The sequence below is a fragment of the Micromonospora sp. NPDC004336 genome (genome assembly GCF_053602615.1).
On the sequence record NZ_JBSGDY010000050.1, the window covers coordinates 1 to 18,374 of the forward strand.

General features: G+C 73.5%; 17 protein-coding genes. 10 read left to right on the plus strand and 7 right to left on the minus strand.

What is annotated here, in order from left to right; all coding sequences use genetic code 11:
• The first annotated feature begins 254 nt into the window (after positions 1 to 254).
• The 9 genes from ACWENR_RS13505 to ACWENR_RS13545 all read left to right on the plus strand — a co-directional run bounded on the left by ACWENR_RS13505 (position 255) and on the right by ACWENR_RS13545 (position 8,218).
• Positions 255 to 854: a hypothetical protein gene (locus tag ACWENR_RS13505; protein ID WP_452277284.1), complete on the plus strand. Its 600-nt coding sequence runs from the start codon at positions 255 to 257 to the stop codon at positions 852 to 854.
• A 148-nt stretch (positions 855 to 1,002) separates the two neighbouring features.
• A complete protein-coding gene (locus ACWENR_RS13510) occupies positions 1,003 to 1,764 on the plus strand; it encodes a VOC family protein (protein WP_452277285.1) in 762 nt (253 codons plus the stop codon).
• Between the two features lie 106 nt (positions 1,765 to 1,870).
• Positions 1,871 to 2,107, plus strand: a complete 237-nt coding sequence (locus tag ACWENR_RS13515; protein ID WP_089001290.1) for an HTH domain-containing protein — start codon at positions 1,871 to 1,873, stop codon at positions 2,105 to 2,107.
• Complete coding sequence (locus ACWENR_RS13520) at positions 2,107 to 2,685, plus strand: Clp protease N-terminal domain-containing protein (RefSeq protein WP_452277286.1); 579 nt, start codon at positions 2,107 to 2,109, stop codon at positions 2,683 to 2,685. Before ACWENR_RS13515 ends, ACWENR_RS13520 begins: the two co-directional genes overlap by 1 nt.
• Before the next feature lie 207 nt (positions 2,686 to 2,892).
• The gene (locus ACWENR_RS13525; protein WP_452277287.1) at positions 2,893 to 3,894 is read left to right on the plus strand and encodes a diacylglycerol/lipid kinase family protein; all 1,002 of its coding nucleotides are present in this window, start codon (positions 2,893 to 2,895) and stop codon (positions 3,892 to 3,894) included.
• Complete coding sequence (locus tag ACWENR_RS13530) at positions 3,887 to 4,888, plus strand: YihY/virulence factor BrkB family protein (protein ID WP_452277288.1); 1,002 nt, start codon at positions 3,887 to 3,889, stop codon at positions 4,886 to 4,888. Before ACWENR_RS13525 ends, ACWENR_RS13530 begins: the two co-directional genes overlap by 8 nt.
• Before the next feature lie 78 nt (positions 4,889 to 4,966).
• Positions 4,967 to 6,457: a phosphatase PAP2 family protein gene (locus ACWENR_RS13535; protein ID WP_452277289.1), complete on the plus strand. Its 1,491-nt coding sequence runs from the start codon at positions 4,967 to 4,969 to the stop codon at positions 6,455 to 6,457.
• 8 nt (positions 6,458 to 6,465) lie between these two features.
• The gene (locus tag ACWENR_RS13540) at positions 6,466 to 7,317 is read left to right on the plus strand and encodes an endonuclease/exonuclease/phosphatase family protein (RefSeq protein WP_452277290.1); all 852 of its coding nucleotides are present in this window, start codon (positions 6,466 to 6,468) and stop codon (positions 7,315 to 7,317) included.
• 148 nt (positions 7,318 to 7,465) lie between these two features.
• Complete coding sequence (locus tag ACWENR_RS13545) at positions 7,466 to 8,218, plus strand: hypothetical protein (RefSeq protein WP_452277291.1); 753 nt, start codon at positions 7,466 to 7,468, stop codon at positions 8,216 to 8,218.
• 456 nt (positions 8,219 to 8,674) lie between these two features.
• Here the strand turns inward: ACWENR_RS13545 and ACWENR_RS13550 are convergent, their stop codons facing one another.
• Both ACWENR_RS13550 and ACWENR_RS13555 read right to left on the minus strand, forming a co-directional pair.
• Entirely contained in the window at positions 8,675 to 9,532 is an 858-nt protein-coding gene (locus ACWENR_RS13550; RefSeq protein WP_452277292.1) for an alpha/beta fold hydrolase, read from the minus strand.
• Positions 9,529 to 10,491, minus strand: coding sequence for a TIGR03557 family F420-dependent LLM class oxidoreductase (locus ACWENR_RS13555; protein WP_452277293.1), 963 nt, complete (start codon positions 10,489 to 10,491; stop codon positions 9,529 to 9,531). The genes ACWENR_RS13550 and ACWENR_RS13555 overlap by 4 nt, the downstream gene beginning before the upstream one ends.
• Positions 10,492 to 10,729: 238 nt before the next feature.
• Between ACWENR_RS13555 and ACWENR_RS13560 the strand changes: the two genes are divergently transcribed.
• Positions 10,730 to 12,115 carry a cellulase family glycosylhydrolase gene (locus tag ACWENR_RS13560; RefSeq protein ID WP_452277294.1) on the plus strand — a complete coding sequence of 462 codons (1,386 nt, stop codon included), beginning with the start codon at positions 10,730 to 10,732 and terminating at the stop codon, positions 12,113 to 12,115.
• A gap of 454 nt (positions 12,116 to 12,569) precedes the next feature.
• Here ACWENR_RS13560 and ACWENR_RS13565 read toward each other — a convergent pair whose 3' ends face one another.
• The 5 genes from ACWENR_RS13565 to ACWENR_RS13585 all read right to left on the minus strand — a co-directional run bounded on the left by ACWENR_RS13565 (position 12,570) and on the right by ACWENR_RS13585 (position 18,372).
• On the minus strand, positions 12,570 to 13,829 hold the full coding sequence (locus ACWENR_RS13565) for an RNA polymerase sigma factor (RefSeq protein ID WP_452277295.1): 1,260 nt from the start codon (positions 13,827 to 13,829) through the stop codon (positions 12,570 to 12,572).
• On the minus strand, positions 13,826 to 14,218 hold the full coding sequence (locus ACWENR_RS13570; RefSeq protein ID WP_452277314.1) for a YciI family protein: 393 nt from the start codon (positions 14,216 to 14,218) through the stop codon (positions 13,826 to 13,828). Before ACWENR_RS13570 ends, ACWENR_RS13565 begins: the two co-directional genes overlap by 4 nt.
• A gap of 145 nt (positions 14,219 to 14,363) precedes the next feature.
• Positions 14,364 to 16,508 carry an alpha-galactosidase gene (locus tag ACWENR_RS13575; protein ID WP_452277296.1) on the minus strand — a complete coding sequence of 715 codons (2,145 nt, stop codon included), beginning with the start codon at positions 16,506 to 16,508 and terminating at the stop codon, positions 14,364 to 14,366.
• Complete coding sequence (locus tag ACWENR_RS13580) at positions 16,505 to 17,416, minus strand: carbohydrate ABC transporter permease (RefSeq protein ID WP_452277297.1); 912 nt, start codon at positions 17,414 to 17,416, stop codon at positions 16,505 to 16,507. Before ACWENR_RS13580 ends, ACWENR_RS13575 begins: the two co-directional genes overlap by 4 nt.
• Positions 17,413 to 18,372 (minus strand): carbohydrate ABC transporter permease, encoded by a 960-nt coding sequence (locus tag ACWENR_RS13585; protein ID WP_452277298.1) that lies wholly within the window; start codon positions 18,370 to 18,372, stop codon positions 17,413 to 17,415. Before ACWENR_RS13585 ends, ACWENR_RS13580 begins: the two co-directional genes overlap by 4 nt.
• Positions 18,373 to 18,374 lie beyond the last annotated feature (2 nt).

Below are 18,374 nucleotides of genomic sequence, written 5' to 3' on the forward strand. Positions count from 1 at the left end.
CCTGCGGGCGCGGGCGTGGCCGGGCCCCCGGAATGATGGCGGGCCGGTGGTCGTTACACATGGTCCGGCCGACGCGAGGGCGTCCCCCGCCCCGCAACATGGGCCACCCCTGCGGTCGACGTGAGGCCGGTCTAGATCTTCCCGGCTACCGTGTCGGATTCCCCCGAGTTCCTTTTGAGCGCCCGACGGTGCTTGCACCCGCGTGTCCGATCCCCCTTTCGGCCGTGGGTGCCTTCCCCCGAATGGAGCCCATCGTGAACACGATCATGCGTAAGAGCGTTCTGGGTATTGCTGGTCTGGCCGTTGCCGGTGGTCTGGCCGCCGGTCCGCTGAACCATGGTGAGGGTGCCGCGCCGGTCGAGGCGGGCACGCCGATCACCGCCGTGGCGGTGGCGGACAAGCCGGGCGTGGACACGGCGAAGCTGATTCCGCACGGTGTGCAGGGCGCGCAGTCGCGTATCGACCTGTCCGATGAGCAGGTCGCGAACGTGAAGGCGATCGTGGCGGCGACGAAGAAGGCCGGCATGGACGAGCGTGCCGCCGTGGTGGCGATCGGGACGGCGTTGCAGGAGTCGAAGTTGGAGAACCTGGGTCATCTGGGTGAGCGCAACGACCACGACTCGCAGGGTCTGTTCCAGCAGCGCCCGTCGAGTGGGTGGGGCACGGTGGAGCAGATCACCAACCCTGAGTACTCGACCACCGCGTTCCTGAAGGGTCTGAAGCAGGTCGACGGGTGGCAGGACATGCCCCTGACGAAGGCCGCGCAGACGGTGCAGGTGTCGGCGTACCCGGACCACTACGCGCAGTGGGAGCAGCAGGCCGCCGACCTCGTCGCCGAGCACTGGAACAGCTGACACACACGCGAACACGACCGCTGGCCGGTACCCCGCACGGGGTGCCGGCCAGCGGCGTCTCCGCCGGTGGTCCGATCGGTTGGAGGCGACCGGACGATCGGCCATTTCCGTGTGCGCCGGAGATCCTGCCGCGCCTAGGAAGGGAGGCATGGCCAACGAGGTGACCGTTCCCCTGCTGCCCTGCGCCTCCATCGACGACATCACCGCCTTCTACGAGGTCCTCGGATTTCGCGCGACGTACAAGCAACGCAAGCCCAATCCGTACGTGGCGTTGCAGCGTGAAGACCTGAATCTGCACTTCTTCGAGATCGCCGGCTTCGACCCGGACCAGTCGTACGGCTCCTGCCTCGTGCTCAGCTCCGACATCGAGGGACTGCACCGGGCGTTCGCCGCTGGCATGCGGGCCGCGTACGGCAAGGTGCTGGTGTCCGGCAGGCCGCGGATGACCCGACCCAGAGCGCGGAAGAACTACGACGGGGTGGGCGGCTTCAGTGTCGTCGACCCCGGCGGCAACTGGATCCGCGTCGTACGGCAGACGACCGCCGATTCCGTGCCGGCGAGCACTCCGGAGGGGCGGCTGGCCAGGGCCCTGGCGAACGCCGTCGTGCAGGCCGACTCCAGGGGTGACGCCCGCCAGGCCGTCCGGATCCTCGACAGCGCACTGGCTCACGCGCGGTCCGACGACGATCCGGTCACGTGGCTGGAGGTCCTGGTCTACCGCGCCGAGCTGGCGATGGTGCTGGACGACCCGGAGACGGCGGCCGAGATGCTGGAGCGTGCGGGACGCGTCCGGCTCGGTGCCCAGGAGAGCGAACGGGCGGCGCCCGCGTTCGAGCACGCGGCCGACCTCGCTGCGGCGCTGGGTGTCCCAACGGGCGGGGGTGCGGGGGACGGCGGGCGCCGGCAGTGAGGCTTCGGGGCGGGCGACCTTCGCGTCGGTCGAGGCAGAACTCGACGTCCCGCGTCGGGTGTCAACGTGGGTTGACATCGAGGTGGTGTCAACGTATGTTGACACCATGAGTCAGGCAACGGAACTCGCCGCGGCGGCTGGCAGCACCGACCCCCGGGTCGGGCTGCGCGCCGTCCGCGCGCTGCGCCGGCTGCTCGAACGCCTCGAGGTGGTCCAGGTGGACAACGCCCGTCGACAGGGCTGGTCCTGGCAGGAGATCGCCGACGAGCTCGAGGTCAGCCGGCAGGCGGTCCACAAGAAGCACGCCGGGCGACCGGCGGTCGGATCCTCCTGGGAGGCGTGATGTTCGAGCGGTTCACCGACCGGGCCCGCACCGTGGTGCGCGCCGCCCGGGACGAGGCCCGGGACGAGGGCCAGCGGCCCGTCGGCACCGAGCACCTGCTGCTCGCCCTGCTCGCCGACGGCGACAGCCTCGCCGCGCGGGTGCTCGCCGAGGCCGGCGTCCGCGCCGACGACCTTCGGGCCCGCGTCCGCCGGCACACCGAGCGGGGCGGCACGGGCCTCGCCGACGCCGACGCCGACGCCCTGCGCGAGATTGGCATCGACCTCGCCGCCATCGTCGCGCGGATCGAGGAGTCCTTCGGCCCCGACGCGCTGCGCGAGGCCGCGCCGGCGCCGCGCCGCCGCTGGGGCCGGCGACGGTACGCGGGCGGGCCCTTCTCCCCGCGCGCCAGGAAGGTGCTGGAGCTGGCCCTGCGGGAGGCGCTGCGGCTGCGCCACCGCCACATCGGCACCGAGCACATCCTGCTCGGGGTGCTCCGCGAAGGGCAGGGCCTCGGCGCGCTGGTGCTCACCGAGGCCGGCGCCGACCTCAACGACCTGCGCCGCCGCGTGGAGACCGCCCTTCACCCCGCAGCCTGACCATCCCACCCCGTTGATCGTGAGGTTGACGGTCGAGTCGATCTCGACAACCGCCGTCGACCTCATGATCGGCGGGGCGGACGGCGACGGAAGGTCGGCCGGGAGGGTGACGGCCGGGGCGGGCGTGCGGCAAACCCGTTTTCGGTGCGCGTAACGTCACCGCCTCGTCGGGTCGCTGCCGGGGCGGTTCTGCTGCACACTGGCGCCGTGGATGCTGGACAGGACAGGCGCGCGACGCACGAGGATGGCCTCCGCTCCGCCGTGGTGGTCAACCCGGTCAAGGTCGCCGACCTCGACGAGCTGCGGCGGACGGTCCACGACGCCCTCGCCGCCGCCGGTTGGCCGGAGCCGCTGTGGTTCGAGACCACGGTCGAGGACCCGGGCCGCGGCCAGACCGAGAAGGCGATCGAGGCCGGCGTGGAGGTGGTCTTCGCCTGCGGCGGCGACGGCACCGTGATGTCCTGCGTCAGCGCCCTGGTCGGCACCGACGTGGCGCTCGCCGTGCTGCCCCAGGGCACCGGCAACCTGCTCGCGGCCAACCTGGGCCTCTCGAACGACCTGGCCGCCGGGCTGGAGGTCGCCGTCGAACGCGGTCGCCGACTGCTCGACGTCGGCGCGGTCGAGGACCACTACTTCACCGTGATGGCCGGCATGGGCTTCGACGCCCAGATGCTCGCCGACACCTCGGAGACCACCAAGAAGCGGATCGGCTGGCCGGCGTACGTCATGGGGGCCGCCCGGCACCTGCGCGACCGGCCGATGAAGGTCTCCATCCGCATCGACGACCAGCAGCCGATCCGCCGGCGGGCCCGCTCGGTCCTGGTCGCCAACGTCGGGCGCCTCCAGGGCGGCGTACGCCTGCTCACCGAGGCCGAGCCCGACGACGGCTACCTCGACGTCGCGGTGCTCACCCCGCGCACGCTGCGGCACTGGCTGGCACTCGGCTGGGCCGTCGTCCGCAAGCAGGACCGCGTCCCCAGGATGGAGGTCTTCCGGGGCCGGCGCGTGGAGATCACCAGCAACCGGGCCCAGCCCCGCGAGCTGGACGGCGACCTCATCGAGCCCGGCCGCACCCTCAAGGCCGAGATCCGGCGGCGGGCCCTGTGGCTCTGCGTGCCGCAGCCGGAGCAGGATCCCGACCTGGCCGAGGACGCGAAGGCAGCGGCCGAGCGGGGCGAGCAGCTCATCGACGAGGCGCGCCGTGAGTAGCACCCGGATGGTGCCGGAGACCCGGCTGATGCCCGACGAGGAGCTCAACGCCGACGACGCCTGGCACACCCTGCGCCGCCACGGCGGCTGGCACCTGCTGCGGGACGCGTTCATCCGGTTCCGCTACGGCGACGGGTTCAGCCACTCGCGGGCCTTCGCCCTGCAACTCTGCCTCGCCGTCGTGCCGTTCCTGATCGCGCTGACCGGTCTGATCAGCGAACTCGGCGTGGAGGAGGGCGGTCAGGTCGTCGCCGACACGGTGCTCGCGCTCACCCCCGGGGCGAGCGAGTCGGTGGTGGCCGAGCTGCTCGGCGAGGGCGACCGCACCGAGCGCGCCGGGGAGTGGGCGCTCGGGCTCGGCATGGTCACCGGCCTGATCGCGCTCACCAGCACCATGGCGCAGATCGAGCGCGGGGCCAACCGGATCTACGGCGTGGAGCGGGACCGTCCGGCGCTGTGGAAGTACGTCCGCGCCGCCGTCCTCGCCCTCACCGCCGGCGTGCCGGCGCTGACCGGGTTCCTGATCCTCGTCGGCGGCGGCCCGATGGGCGACTCGGTGCAGCGGCACTACGCCTGGGGCGAGCTCGCCAACGGCGTCTGGGACGCGGTGCGCTGGCCGCTCAGCCTGGGGCTGACCGTCGTCGCCGTCGCGGTGCTGTTCCGGCACGCGCCCCGCCGCAACCAGCCCGGCCTGTCCTGGCTGTTCTTCGGCGCCGGGATCGCCACCGCGCTGTGGTGGCTGGCCAGCCTGCTGCTCGCCGCGTACGTGCGGTTCAGCGACGGGTTCGGCCAGACGTACGGCGCGCTGACCGGGATGATGGCGCTGCTGCTCTGGGCCAACCTGACCGGCGTGGCGCTCTTCGGCGGCCTGTCCTTCGCCGCCCAGCTCGAGGCGCTGCGGATCGGCGTACGCGAGCCCGCCCAGCCCGACCTCTGGGAGCCCGAGACCGAGCGCGAGGAGCTCCTCGACACCGGCGACATGACGTCGCTGTAGTCCGCTTCGGACACGGCCCGGTGTACGCGGAGCGCCGATCGGGTAATGCGGCACGCCAGAGGCGAGAGGGAGGCTGCCGTGGGCGCGGTCAAAGAGGCGTTGCGACGACCCCTGGGTCACTTCACCGAGCGGACGCTCGCCGGCCTGGCGGTCGTGCTGGGTGCCGGGGTCGGTTTCGGGGTGCTCCTCGTCCTGGTCCGGACCCGGTGGACCCCGCTGTACGACGTCGACCACGGCGTGGCCGCCTGGCTCAACGACCTGGTCGCGCCGCACGGGCCGCTGGTGACGGTGCTCAACGCGCTCACCGACCTGGGCGGCCGGGCCGTCATCGTCTGGCTGGTGTCGGTCGCCGTGGTCGGCCTGTTGATCCGCAAGCAGGGCCGGCTCGCGGTGTTCCTGATCGTCACCGGCCTCGGCGCGCTGATCCTCGACCCGGCGCTCAAGACGCTTGTCGACCGGCTGCGCCCCGAGGTGGAGGTGCCGATCGGCAGCTACGCGGGGGACAGCTTCCCCAGCGGGCACGCCCTCGGCTCGATGGTCGCCTACGGGGCGCTGCTGCTGGTCTTCCTGCCGGCCATGTCGCGCCGCTGGCGCAAGCCCGCGATCGCCCTGGTCGCCACCGTCGTGTTCCTGATCGGCCTGACCCGGATCGCGCTGGGCGTGCACTTCGTCTCCGACGTGCTCGGGGCCTGGCTGCTCGGCGCCGCCTGGCTCGGCGTCACCGCGTACGCCTTCCGGCTGTGGCGGCTGGAGCGGGGCCGGCCGGTCCCGGCGCTGACCGAGGGGCTGGAGCCGGAGGCCGCCCACGACGTGGCGCCCGCCCCCGACGAGGCGCACCTGCTGCCGCACCCCCGGGCCGCCGTGTTCGAGCTGCTCGTCGGCTGGGTGCTGGTCCTCGGCGCGCTCTACGGCTTCGGCATGTTCGTCAGCTACCACGCCGGGGGCACCTTCTTCGCCACCCTCGACACCGACGTGCCCAGGTGGTTCGCGGAGCACCGCACGCCGGGCCGGGACGACTTCAGCTACTGGTGGAGCAAGGTCGGCGACACCCACGCCATCCTGCTCATCTCGCTGGTCTTCTGCCCGCTCGTGCTGGCCGTGTGGCGGCGCTGGCGGCCGGTGCTCTTCGTCGCGCTGACCATGTTCGGCGAGCTGAGCCTCTTCCTCGCCGCCGCCGCGGCCGTCGACCGGCCGCGGCCGCCGGTCGGCAACCTCGACGGACCGATGCCGACCTCCTCGTTCCCGTCCGGCCACATCGCCGCCACCCTCTGCGTCTGGGTGGCCATCGCGGTGATCGTCTTCCCGCGTACGGACCGGTGGTGGCGGTGGATCTTCGTGGCGCTGGCCGTGGTGATGCCGGCCGGCGTGGCGATCTCCCGCATGTACCGGGGCATGCACCACCCGACCGACTTCATGGGCGCGATCATCCTCACCACCCTCTGGATCGGGCTGCTCTACTGGGTGGTCCGCCCCAACGAGGACCTGCGGGAGGGAAACCGGCCCAGCATCGAGTCCGAGGACGTGGACACCCTGGACGACGAGCTGGCCAAGGCCGCCCGGACGGACTGACGTCGGCGATGCTGCGGGTGATGACCTGGAACATCCGGACCGGCGGGCGGGACTCCGGCGGCGCCGACCGCCGCGACCGGCTGGTACGGGTCGTCGCCGAGCAGCGGCCCGACGTGCTGGCCCTGCAGGAGTTGCGAGACTTCGACGACCGGCCGGCCGCCGCGCCTGCCCCCGGCGGCGGTCCCGCCGCTGCGGGCAGCGGCGTGCTCGCCGACTTCGCGGGCCGGGTGGGGATGACCGCCCACCTGGCCCGGTCCTGCTTCGGGCAGCCGGTGGCCGTGCTGCTCCGGCCGCCGCTGCGCGTCCTCGCCGCCGCCCCGGTGCGCCGGCCGTTCCACCACGCCGCGCAGCGGGTCACCGTGCCGACCGACGCCGGCCCGCTGACCGTGCTGAGCGTCCACCTGGACCCGTACTCCGGCCTGCGGCGGCGCGTCGAGGCCGGCTGGGTCGCCGCCGCGCTGCGCCGCGCGCCGGGGGAGCTGGGACTGCTGGCCGGAGACCTGAACACCCTCGACCCGGTCGCCGACCACGCCGACCGGATCGCCCGGCTGCCCGCCGCGTACCGTCGTCGTCACCTGCGCCGGGACGGGCGGACGGTGGACACCCGGGCGGTGGCCCGGCTGCTCGCCGCCGGCCTGGTCGACCTCTACGCGGCGGCCGGCACCGCCGACGCCGGGCTGACCGCGCCGACCCGACACGGTGGCGGGGCGGAGTTCTCCGGGATGCGGCTGGACTACCTGCTCGGCACCGCGCCGCTGGCGGCCCGGGCGCGGGACTGCCGGGTGGTGCGGGGCGGCGACGCTGAGTACGCCTCCGACCACTACCCGGTCGTCGTCGACCTGGCCCTCGACCCGGCCTGAGTGCGGCCCGCGCCCCGATCTTCGACTCGGCCCTCGACCCGACCTTCGGCTCAGCCGTCCTTGGTCCGGCCCGAGCCCGGCCCTCGACTTGGTCCGAGCTCGGCTCCCGGCTCCGCCAGCGGTTGTCCGGGCTGGTTACCGTGTGCCGGTGATCGACACGCCGCGTCCGGCGCCGCACGCCCAGGCAACGCAGACCGGGTCCGCGCCCGCTCCGATGCTGGTGGCCGTCGCGCGCGGGATCGCGCTGGTCGTGGTGGTGCCCGTGCGGCTGGTCTGGGAGGTGGTCGCCGCCACCGGCCGGTGGCTGCACCGCTGGCTGCTCGCGCCGGTCGGCCGGCTCCTGGACCGCTGGCTGCTGCGCCCGCTCGGCTGGCTGCTGCGCACCCTGGTCTGGGTGCCGCTGTGCTGGCTCGGCCGGGGGTTGGCCTGGCTGGTCCGGATGGTGGTGTGGGTGCCGCTGGTGTGGCTCGGCCGGGGGTTGGCCTGGCTGGCCCGGACGGTGGTGTGGGTGCCGCTGGCCTGGCTGGCTCATCACCTGATTCGGGTGCCGCTGCGCTGGCTGGGTCGGGTCCTGGCCCCGCTCGGGCGCGTGCTGGTCGCCGGGCTCGCCGCCGTGGGCCGGTGGTTGCTGGCGGCGGGGCGGGCGCTGCTCGGCGCGCTCGGCTGGGCGTGGCGGATGGCCGGCCGGCTGCTGTGGTGGTGCTACGCGCTCACCCTGCGACCGTTCGTGCTGGCGGGGAGGTGGCTGTGGCAGCACGCCGTCCGCCCCGTGGGCCGGGCGGTGGCCGCCGCGTGGCGCGCGACTGTGTCGCCGGTCGCCCGCTGGCTGCGCCGTAACGTCCTCGACCCGGTCCGCCAGGCGACCCGCGAGATGCTGACCGCCTTCGGCCTGCGCGGCTGACTGCCTTCGGCCTGGTGTGGCCGACCGCGTCCGGCCTGGTGTGGCCGACCGCGTCCGGCCTGGTGTGGCCGACCGCGTCCGGCCTGGTGTGGCCGACCGCGTTGGCCTGGTCGGCCGACGGGAGATCTTGGTAGGAAAAGGCCCCTGGAGGGGCCCTTCCCTACCAAGATCTCGTGCGGAGACCGCAAGTGTGTGGAGAGCGCGAGTGTGTGGGATCGCGAGTGTGCGGGGACCGCAAGCGTGCCAGGACCGTGAGGGTGTGGGATCGCGAGCGGGCGGTGGGGTCGTGAGCCGGGTGGGGCCACAACGGGTGGGATCGGCGGGCTGGGTGGTTACAGGACCAGGTTGAGCAGGACGGTCAGGACCACCGAGGCGACGATCGAGAAGAGGATCATCAGGAGGCAGCCCAGGCCACCGCCGGCGGGTCGGATCTCCGTGTTGCCGATGCGCATGTGATCACCTGTTCGTGAGCGACGGGGCGAGAAGGGTACGGATGGCGTCGGCGACCTGCGCGGGCGCGGTGGTGGCGACGTTGTGGGCGGCGCCCGGCACGGTCAGCGTCCGGGCCCGGGGCACCAGTTGGGCCACCTGTGTGCGCCACGGCGCCGGCACGACCGGGTCGCGGGAGCCGGCGACCACCAGCGTGGGCGCGGCGATCCGGACCAGGTCCGCCTCGACGCCGTTGCGTACCGAGTGCGAGAGCGTGGCGTGCACCCGCCAGGGGCGGGCGTCGACGACGTCGCGGAGCAGGATCGGCGCCTGCAACGGCGCCTCGCGCAGGGTGTCCACGAGCCAGCGGCCGAACTGCCGGCGGCGGGAGCGGGCGACCGGGTCGCTGGTCGGTCCCGCGAGCACCACGGCGCGGACCGCGTCGGGGTGCCGCGCGGCCAGCGCCGCCACGACCTCCGCGCCGAACGAGTGCCCGAACAGGCAGACCGGCGGCATTCGGTACGCGGCCAGCCAGGCCGCCAGGTGGTCGGCGTGCCGGAGCACGTCGTACGCCGTCCCGGGGCGCTCGGTGAGCCCGAAGCCGGGCAGGTCCGGCGCGTACACGGGATGGGTGTCGGCCAGCGCCAGGGCGAGCGGGGTCAGGTAGCGGTGGGACACCGCCAGCCCGTGCACCAGCACGACCGGTGTGCCGCCGGTGCCCGGGTCGGCCGTGCGGCGGATGTGGGTGCGGATCCCGTCGACGAGCCGCCACTCGCTGGTCAGGCCGGCGGCGGGGCGGGGCGCGGCCAGCGCGAGGCGCAGCTCGGCCGGGCCGAACCTGCCGGGCGGGGTCGACCGGGGCCGCCGGGTCGGCGAGATCCTCACAGCTCGCGCAGCCGCGGCAGCAACTGCTCCTGCGCCCAGTCCAGGAACATCGGCTGCGTCTCGCCGCCCACCTGCACGATGGCCACGTGGGTGAAGCCCGCGTCGACGAACTTCTTGAACGCCTCGACGTGGCGGTCCACGTCGGGCCCGCAGGAGATGCCCTCGGCCACGTCCTCCTCGCGGACGAACTGGGTGGCGGCGGCGAACGACTCCGGCCCGGGCAGGTCCGCGTTGACCTTCCAGCCCATCCCGAACCAGCGGAACTGGTCGTGCACGATCTTGCGGCACTCCGCCTCGTCCGGGCCGTAGCAGATGGCCACCTGCCCGTAGCGGGGCTTCCCGGCGCCGCCGGCGTCGTCGTACATCTCGATGATGTGCGGGTCCGGCTCGGTGGCGACGATGCCGTTGCCGTACTCGGCCGCGAGGGTGGCCGACTGCCGGCCGGAGGCGGCCACGGCCATCGGCACCGGCCGTTGCGGGCGGTCCCAGACGTACGCGTCGGGCACGTCGTAGTGGTTGCCGGAGAAGGTCAGCGTCTCCCCGTTGAGCAGGGGCCGGATGATCTGGAGCGCCTCCTCGAACATCTCGTGCCGCTGCTGCACGTGCGGCCAGCCGCCCACCACGTGCTCGTTGAGGTTCTCGCCCGCGCCCAGGCCGAGGGTGAACCGGCCGTCGGAGAGGACCCCGACGGTGCTGGCCTTCTGGGCCACCACCGCCGGGTGGTAGCGGCGGATCGGGCAGGTCACGAAGGACATCAGCTCCGCCCGGCTGGTGGCGTGCGCGACCGCGCCGAGCACCGACCAGGCGTACGGGGAGTGGCCCTGCGAGTCGAGCCAGGGATAGTAGTGGTCGGAGATGACGAGCTGGTCGAAGCCGGCCGCCTCCGCCCGCACCGCGTGGTCGACCAGCTGTTTGGGGCCGGCCTGCTCACACATCAGGGTGTAACCGACCTTGACCATCGTGTCTCCTTCCGATCCGGGCGGATCATCCCCGGATACCCCGGCCGGGCCGGGTCAACCATCGCGCCCGCCGTTTCCGCTTTAGCTCCTTAACCGGTTCATTGCGCGGCCGAACCGATCGGCCTACGCTGATCCGTGCGCCGCCGGGAGCCGGGCGGCGGCTGCCGGGCTGCGGCCGCCATCCCCTGTGACGTCCCACCCCCTCCTGGGCAGCGGGGGTCCTCCCCTGAGGTAGGCCATGAAGAAACGACTCTCCGCCGCCGGTGCGGCCCTGCTCGCGCTGCTGGTCGCCGTGTTGGCGTTCGGGCAGCCCGCGCGGGCCGCGACCGGCTTCTCCGTCGCCGACGGCAGGCTCTACGACGCCAACGGCAACGAGTTCGTCATGCGCGGCGTCAACCACGCGCACACCTGGTACCAGCAGCAGACCAGTTCCTTCGCCAACATCAAGGCGCTCGGCGCGAACACCGTGCGGGTGGTGCTGGCCAGCGGCCAGCGTTGGGCGAAGAACGACACCGCCGACGTCGCCAACGTCGTCTCCCTGTGCAAGGCCAACCGGCTGATCTGCGTGCTGGAGGTGCACGACACCACCGGCTACGGCGAGCAGAGCGGGGCGGCCACCCTGGACCAGGCCGTCGACTACTGGCTGAGCGTCTCCGGCGCCCTCGCCGGCCAGGAGAAGTACGTCATCGTCAACATCGGCAACGAGCCGTACGGCAACCAGGGCTACGGCACCTGGGCCACCGACACCTCGAACGCCGTCAGGCGGCTGCGCGCCGCCGGGCTGGACCACACGATCATGGTGGACGCGCCGAACTGGGGTCAGGACTGGTCGTTCACCATGCGCGACAACGCCGCCTCGGTGTTCGCCGCCGACCCCGACCGCAACACCGTGTTCTCCATCCACATGTACGGCGTCTTCGACACCGCCGCCGAGATCAGCGACTACCTGGGCCGGTTCCGCGCGGCGAAGCTGCCGATCGTGGTCGGCGAGTTCGGCTTCGACCACTCCGACGGCAACCCCGACGAGGACGCCATCCTCTCGTACGCGCAGACCAACGGGATCGGCTACCTGGGCTGGTCGTGGAGCGGCAACGGCGGCGGCGTCGAATACCTCGACATGGTCACCAACTTCAACCCCGCCAGCCTGACCACCTGGGGGCAGCGGATCTTCAACGGCGCCAACGGCATCCGGGCGACCGCGAGGGAGGCGACCGTCTTCGGCAGCACCCCGCCGACGACTCCGCCGCCCACCACGCCGCCGCCGACGACTCCGCCACCCACCATCCCGCCACCCACCATCCCGCCGCCCACGACCCCGCCGCCGGGCGGGTGCACCGCGACGTACACGGTGGTCAACCAGTGGCAGGGCGGCTTCCAGGGTGAGGTCAAGGTGACCGCCGGCTCCGCCGCGATCACCGGCTGGACGACGACGTGGACGTTCGCCAACGGCCAGTCGGTCAGCCAGGCATGGAACGCCACGGTGAGCGGCAGCGGGTCGTCGTACACCGCGCGCAACGTCGACTGGAACGGTCGGCTGGGCGCGGGGGCCAGCACCAGCTTCGGCTTCATCGGCAGCTGGAACGGCGCCAACGCCACGCCCGTGGTGACCTGCGCCGCGCGCTGAGGGCGTTTCGCGCCGTCGGTGGCCGGGTGCCCCGCCGGCCCGACCACCGGCGGCGCGCGCTGTCGAGCTGCCCCGTCCGTGGGACCGCCGATCGCCTCGGTCGCGGCGCTCCCGTCTCGTCCGTGGGAGCGCCGGTGGCCTCGGTCGCGGCGCCTCCGCCTCGTCCGTGGGAGCGCCGGTCGCCTCGGCCGCGGCGCTCCGCCCCATGGACGGGGCAGCTCGACAGCGACGACACGTCTCCTCCGGTCCCCGACGAGCGCGGTACCGGCGACCGGGGCGGCCCGCGCCGGAGTGAGGGACGATCGGGGCCACCCGGCCACCCGGCCACCCGGCCACCCGGCCACCCGGCCACCCGGGCCACCCGGGCCACCGGGCCACCCGGCCACCCGGCCACCCGGGCCACCGGGCCACCCGGCCACCCGGGCCGCCGGGCCACCCGGGCCGCCGTGCCGCGTCAGGGCGCGGTCGGGGCGGTGGCCAGGCGGGCGGCGCGCATCGTCAGGTACCGCTGCTCCGGCAGGCTCGTGGTCAGGGCGGCGGCGGCCCGGTACGCGGCCACCGCCCGTTCCCGGTCGCCGGCCATCTCGTGCAGGTGGGCCCGGGCGGCGGGCAGCCGGTGGTGCCCGGCGAGCCGGGGATCGGCGTCCAGCGCGTCGAGCGCCGCCAGGCCGGCGGCCGGGCCGTGCACCATGGCGGTCGCCACCGCCCGGTTGAGGGAGACGACGGGGTTGGCGGAGGAGCGTTCCAGCACCTCGTACAGGGCGAGGATCTGTGGCCAGTCGGTCTGCGCGGTGCTGGGCGCCTCGTCGTGCAGCGCGGCGATGGCCGCCTGGAGCTGGTAGGGCCCGACCGGCCCGCGCGGCAGCGCCCAGGTGACCAGGGCGACGCCCTCGGCGATCGCCGCCGCGTCCCACCGGCCCCGGTCCTGGTCGGCCAGGGAGATCAGCTCACCCGACGGCCCGGTCCGGGCGGCGGCGCGGGCGTCGGTGAGCAGCATCAGCGCGAGCAGCCCGGCGACCTCGGCGTCGGCGGGCAGGCGGGCGCGCAGGGCCCGGGTGAGCCGGATCGCCTCCTCCGACAGGTCCACCCGGCGCAGGTCGGCGCCGAGGCTGGCGGTGTGCCCCTCGGTGAAGATCAGATAGAGCACGTGCCGCACGGCGGCCAGCCGCGCCTCCCGGTCGGCCGGTTCGGGCATCCGGAACGGGACCCGCGAGTCGCGGATGCGCTGCTTGGCGCGACTGATCCGCTGCGCCATGGTGGCCTCGGGCACGAGGAAGGCGCGGGCGATCTCGGCCGTCGTCAGGCCGCCGACCGCGCGCAGGGTCAGCGCGATCGCCGAGGCCGACGTGAGCGCCGGGTGGCAGCAGAGCAGGAGCAGGGTCAGGGTGTCGTCCCGGTCGGCGGCCAGTTCCTCGTCCGGCGGCGGCGCGGCCCGTCGGTCGTCCGGTTCGCGGCGGGCGGCGAGGTCTTCGCGCCGCCGCCGGGCCGCCTCGCCCCGGACCAGTTCGACCATCCGGCGGTACGCGACCTGGATCAGCCAGCCGCGCGGATTGTCCGGCATGCCGTCGACCGGCCACTGTGTCGCCGCCGCCAGCAGCGCCTCCTGCACGGCGTCCTCGGCGGTGGCGAAGTCACCGAAGCGGCGGGTGAGCACGCCGAGGACCTGCGGCGCCAGCTCGCGCAGCAGGTCCTCGGCGGGGCGTCCGGTCGTCACATCTCCTGCGGGGGCGCCGACATCACGGGGTGCACCTCGATCGGCATGTTCAACGGCCGACCGCCGGGGCCGGGCGCGGTGGAGATGTGCGCGGCCAGCTCGACGGCCCGCTGCGGGCTGTCGCAGTCGACGATCCAGAAACCGGCGAGGAACTCCTTGGTCTCGGCGAACGGCCCCTCGGTGACCACGGGCGCGCCACCGGCGCCCGCCCGGACGATCTTCGCCTGGGCGGGCCCGGCGAGCCCCTCGCCGCCGACCATCTCGCCCTCGGCGGCCAGCTTCTCGTTGAGCTCCGCCATGAAGGCGACGTGCGCCCGGATCTCCTCCGACGTCCACCTCTCGATCGGCGGGAAGTCAGTGCCGGCGGCGCTGAACTGCATGAGCAACATGTACTTCACGGCTGGCTCCTCACGACTGCGCACCATCTTCGGTGCTCTCACCCTCAGGTAGAAGCCGGCACTCCGGTTCTCGACGTCCCCGCCGAAGTTTTTCCGAGAAATCTCCCGTCCGCCGCCCGCCGTCCGCCGCCCGCCGTCACTCGTCGGCGGCGGTGAGTTCGAGCAGCACCGACTGTTCGGGGTGCAGCGCCGGCAGTTGGAGCCCGACGGTCGCCAGCACCGCGCCGCCGAGCGTCACCCCGCCGTCGACCAGCCAGCCCGGCTCGGTGAGCTGGAGGGTCGCGGGCTCGGGCACGCCGGCGACGGGGCGCACCGCGTACCGTCGACGGGGGTCGAGGCCGGGCAGCCGGACGGGCCCGGGCACCTGGGCCACCGACGTGGCCAGGCGGGCCACGGCGTACACCGCGTGGGAACCGTCGTGGGCGACCACGCCGTGCGCCCAGACGGCCGGGTCCGGATGGTCGACCCGGACCACCCGCCCGGCGTGCAGCAGCGGGCGCAGCCGCTTGTGCAGCGCCACCCAGGCGGCCAGCTCGCGGCGCTGCACGAAGCCGATCGCGCCGATGTCCCACTCGATGCCGTGGTGGCCGAAGAGCGCGGTGGTCGCCCGGAAGCCCAGGTCGTGCACCCGGTGGGTGGTGTGCGAGCGCTCCGGGCCGATGTGGGTGCCGACCAGCTCGGGCGGCAGCAGCAGGCCGGTCCAGCGCTGGATGGCCAGCCGCTCCAGGGCGTCGTTGCAGTCGCTGGCCCAGACCCGGTCGGTGCGCCGCAGGATCTCCAGGTCCACCCGGGCGCCGCCGGACGCGCAGCTCTCGATCTCCACGTCCGGGTGGCGGCGGCGCAGCTCGTCGAGGAGCCGGTAGACCGCGAGGGTCTGCTCGTGCACGCCGGGCCGGCCGTGATGGCCCGCCTCGGTCAGGTCCCGGTTGTGGTCCCACTTGAGGTAGTCGATGCCGGGATGCGCGGTGAGCAGGTCGTCCAGCCGCTCCAGCAGGTAGGCGTACGCGGCCGGGTGCGCCACGTCGAGCGCCTGCTGGTGCCGCCACTCCGGCGGCAGCCGGCCGGGCGCCGAGAGCACCCACTCCGGGTGGGCGCGGAACAGCTCCGAGTCGGGGTTGACCATCTCCGGCTCGACCCAGAGCCCGAACTGCATGCCGTGGCCGCGTACGTGGTCGATCAGCGGGTGCAGGCCGTCGGGCCAGACGGTGTCGTCGACGTACCAGTCGCCGAGGCCGGCGAGGTCGTGGCGGCGGCCCCGGAACCATCCGTCGTCGAGCACGAAGCGTTCGACGCCGACCTCCGCGGCGCGGTCGGCCAGGGCGCGGAGCCGGTCCAGGTCGTGGTCGAAGTAGACGGCCTCCCAGACGTTGAGGGTGACCGGGCGGGGCGTGGCCGGGTGCCGTGGCCGGGCGCGCAGGTGGGTGTGCAGGACGTCGCTGAGCCCGTCCAGCCCGGCGTCGGAGAAGACCGCGTACAGCAGCGGGGTCGCGTACTCCGCGCCGGGGGCGAGCAGCACCTCGCCGGGGGCGAGCAGCTCGCCGCCGCCGAGGGTGGCCTCGCCCGTCGGCCGGCGCTCGGCGAAGGTCACGTGGTCGCCGCTCCACGCGGTGTGCACCGCCCACACCTCGCCGTGGCCGAAGCCGAACCCGGCCGTGCCGGCGACCAGCAGCAGGGTGGCGTCGTGCCCGGTGCGGCCGTGCCGGCCCTCCCGTACCCACGCGCCCATCGGCCACGGGTGCCGCTGCGGCGACCGTTCCCGGCACCACCGGCCGGTCAGGTCGAGCAGCTCGGTGGCGACCGCCGGCACCGGCAGCACCGGGGTCAGCTCCCGCAGCTCGTACGGGGTGGCGCCGTCGTTGCGCAGCCGGTGGCGCAGCAGCACCAGCCCGGTCGGGTCGAGGGTGATCTCGACGGTCAGCGACAGCCCTGCGGCGGCGTCGGACGCCCGGACGGTGACCCGGGCCGGGGCCGCCGGATCGTCGTCGCCGACGTCGAGGGAGTCGAGGCGGAAGGCGGTGGACCAGGCGGTGCGGTCGCGGTGCCCGGCCAGCGCCGGCCGGCCGCTCCAGCCGGCCGACGCCTCGGGCAGCAGGGACAGCACGGTCGGGGCGTCGAAGCTGCTCGGCACGACCGGCGCGACGGTGGCGTCGACGAGCGCGGGCAGGTCGCCGGGCGGGACGGGGCCGAGGTCGGCGCCCCAGTGCGTGACCCGGGGCAGTGCCGGGCCGCGCGCGTCGAGCACCAGGCTGGTCCGCGCGCGGCGCACGTGGACGATGCTCATCCCTTGGACGCTCCCAGGGTCAGGCCCCGGACGAACTGCTTCTGCAACAGGAAGAAGATCACCAGGGTGGGGATCGCGACCAGCACCGAGCCCGCCGAGACGAGGTTGTTGTCGGTGAAGAACTCGCCGCGCAGGTTGTTCAGCGAGCTGGTCACGGGAAACTTGTCGCCGGTGCGCATCAGTACGGTGGCCCAGAAGAACTCGTTGTAGATCCAGGTCACCTCCAGGGTGGCCAGCGCCGCCAGGGCCGGCCGGCACAGCGGCATGGTGACCTGCCAGTACTGCCGCCACACGCTCGCCCCGTCGACCATCGCCGCCTCGTAGAGGTCGCGCGGCAGCGCCTTCATGTAGTTGCTGAGCACGAAGACGCAGAAGCCGCACTGGAAGGCCACGTTGACCAGGATCAGGCCCCAGTAGCTGTCGTAGAGCAGCTCGGAGTCGCTCATGAACGCCGGCAGCGGCACCTGCGTGAACAGCCGGAACAGCGGAATCAGCAGGGCCTGCTGCGGCAGCAGGTTCGCCGCGGTGAACAGGCCGAGCAGGACGATGTTGGTCCGCCAGCTGAACCGCGCGATGACGAACGCCACGCACGAGGCGAGGAGGAGCGTCAGCAGCACCGCCGGCACGGTGATGTACGCGGAGTTGAGGAGGTGCCTGCCGAACTCCGCCGTCCGCCAGGCGGTGACGTAGTTGTCGAGGGTCCACCCGCCGAGCGAGACGTAGCCGTTGGTCGCGGTGTACTCGTAGGAGCGCAGGGAGGTCAGCACGGCCCAGAGGATCGGGAAGAGCCAGCCGACCGCCACCGCCGCGAGGAACACGTGCAGCACGACCCGCTGCGGGCGCGGCGGCCGGCGGCGGGCGGTGGGGGGCGTCGCCCCGGCCCGCGGGCCCGCGGTCGTGGTGGTCATCGGCGTCCCTCCCGCATGACGGTCACCAGGTAGACGGTGATGAAGACCAGCGAGACGACCAGCATGATCGTGGCCAACGCCGAGCCGAACCCGATCCGGCTCGCCTCGCCCACCACGTTCTGGGTGACCAGCGCGGAGAGCAGCTCCAGGCCGTTGCGGCCCTTGTTGACCACCCAGACCAGGTCGAACGCCCGCAGCGACTCGATCACCGTCACGACCAGCACGATGATGTTGATCGGCCGCAGGACCGGGAAGATCACCGAGAAGAAGGTACGGCTCTCCGACGCGCCGTCCACGGCGGACGCCTCCCGCAGCGACGGGTCGACGCCCTTCAGCCCGGCGAGGTAGAGCAGCATGATGTAGCCGACGTGCCGCCAGCCGGCGGCCAGCAGCACGGCCCAGATGTTGACGTCCGGGTCGCCGTACCAGTCGACGTCGGTGCCGAGGACCGCGTTGACCAGGCCCTGGTCGCGGGAGTAGAGCAGCTGCCAGACGAAGCCGATCAGCGCCAGGGAGAGCACCACCGGCAGGTAGAGGGCGGTCTGGTAGAACCGGGTCGCGCGCAGCTCCTTGTCGAGCAGGACGGCCAGGAACATGCCGAACGGGGTGGCCACCGCGAACAGCGCCGCCAGCCAGAGCAGGTTGTTCTGCACGGCTGGCCCGAACGGCGGATAGTTCTGGACCACGTCGGTGTAGTTGCGTCCACCGACCCACTCGATGTCGCCCAGCGGGCCGATGCCGTCCCAGTCGGTGCCGGAGAGCGCCACCGTGGCCACCGCCGGCAGCCAGACCAGGCCGACGACGAGCAGCAGCGGTACGAGCACCATGAGGGTGACGACCACGCGGTCGGTGCGGGACAACAGCCGTAGCCGCCGGCCGCGACCACGCGGGGCGGTGGTGGTCGCGGCCGGCGACGGCACGGCGCGATCCGCCTGGATCAGGGGCAGGTCGGACACGG

Bases quoted from the DNA above. Each gene is read 5' to 3' on its own strand.
- ACWENR_RS13510 (WP_452277285.1), top strand. From the start codon at position 1,003: ATGGCCAACGAGGTGACCGTTCCCCTGCTGCCCTGCGCCTCCATCGAC.
- ACWENR_RS13515 (WP_089001290.1), top strand. From the start codon at position 1,871: ATGAGTCAGGCAACGGAACTCGCCGCGGCGGCTGGCAGCACCGACCCC.
- ACWENR_RS13520 (WP_452277286.1), top strand. From the start codon at position 2,107: ATGTTCGAGCGGTTCACCGACCGGGCCCGCACCGTGGTGCGCGCCGCC.
- ACWENR_RS13540 (WP_452277290.1), top strand. From the start codon at position 6,466: ATGCTGCGGGTGATGACCTGGAACATCCGGACCGGCGGGCGGGACTCC.
- ACWENR_RS13555 (WP_452277293.1), bottom strand. From the start codon at position 10,491: ATGGTCAAGGTCGGTTACACCCTGATGTGTGAGCAGGCCGGCCCCAAA.
- ACWENR_RS13560 (WP_452277294.1), top strand. From the start codon at position 10,730: ATGAAGAAACGACTCTCCGCCGCCGGTGCGGCCCTGCTCGCGCTGCTG.
- ACWENR_RS13570 (WP_452277314.1), bottom strand. From the start codon at position 14,218: ATGTTGCTCATGCAGTTCAGCGCCGCCGGCACTGACTTCCCGCCGATC.
- ACWENR_RS13575 (WP_452277296.1), bottom strand. From the start codon at position 16,508: ATGAGCATCGTCCACGTGCGCCGCGCGCGGACCAGCCTGGTGCTCGAC.
- ACWENR_RS13580 (WP_452277297.1), bottom strand. From the start codon at position 17,416: ATGACCACCACGACCGCGGGCCCGCGGGCCGGGGCGACGCCCCCCACC.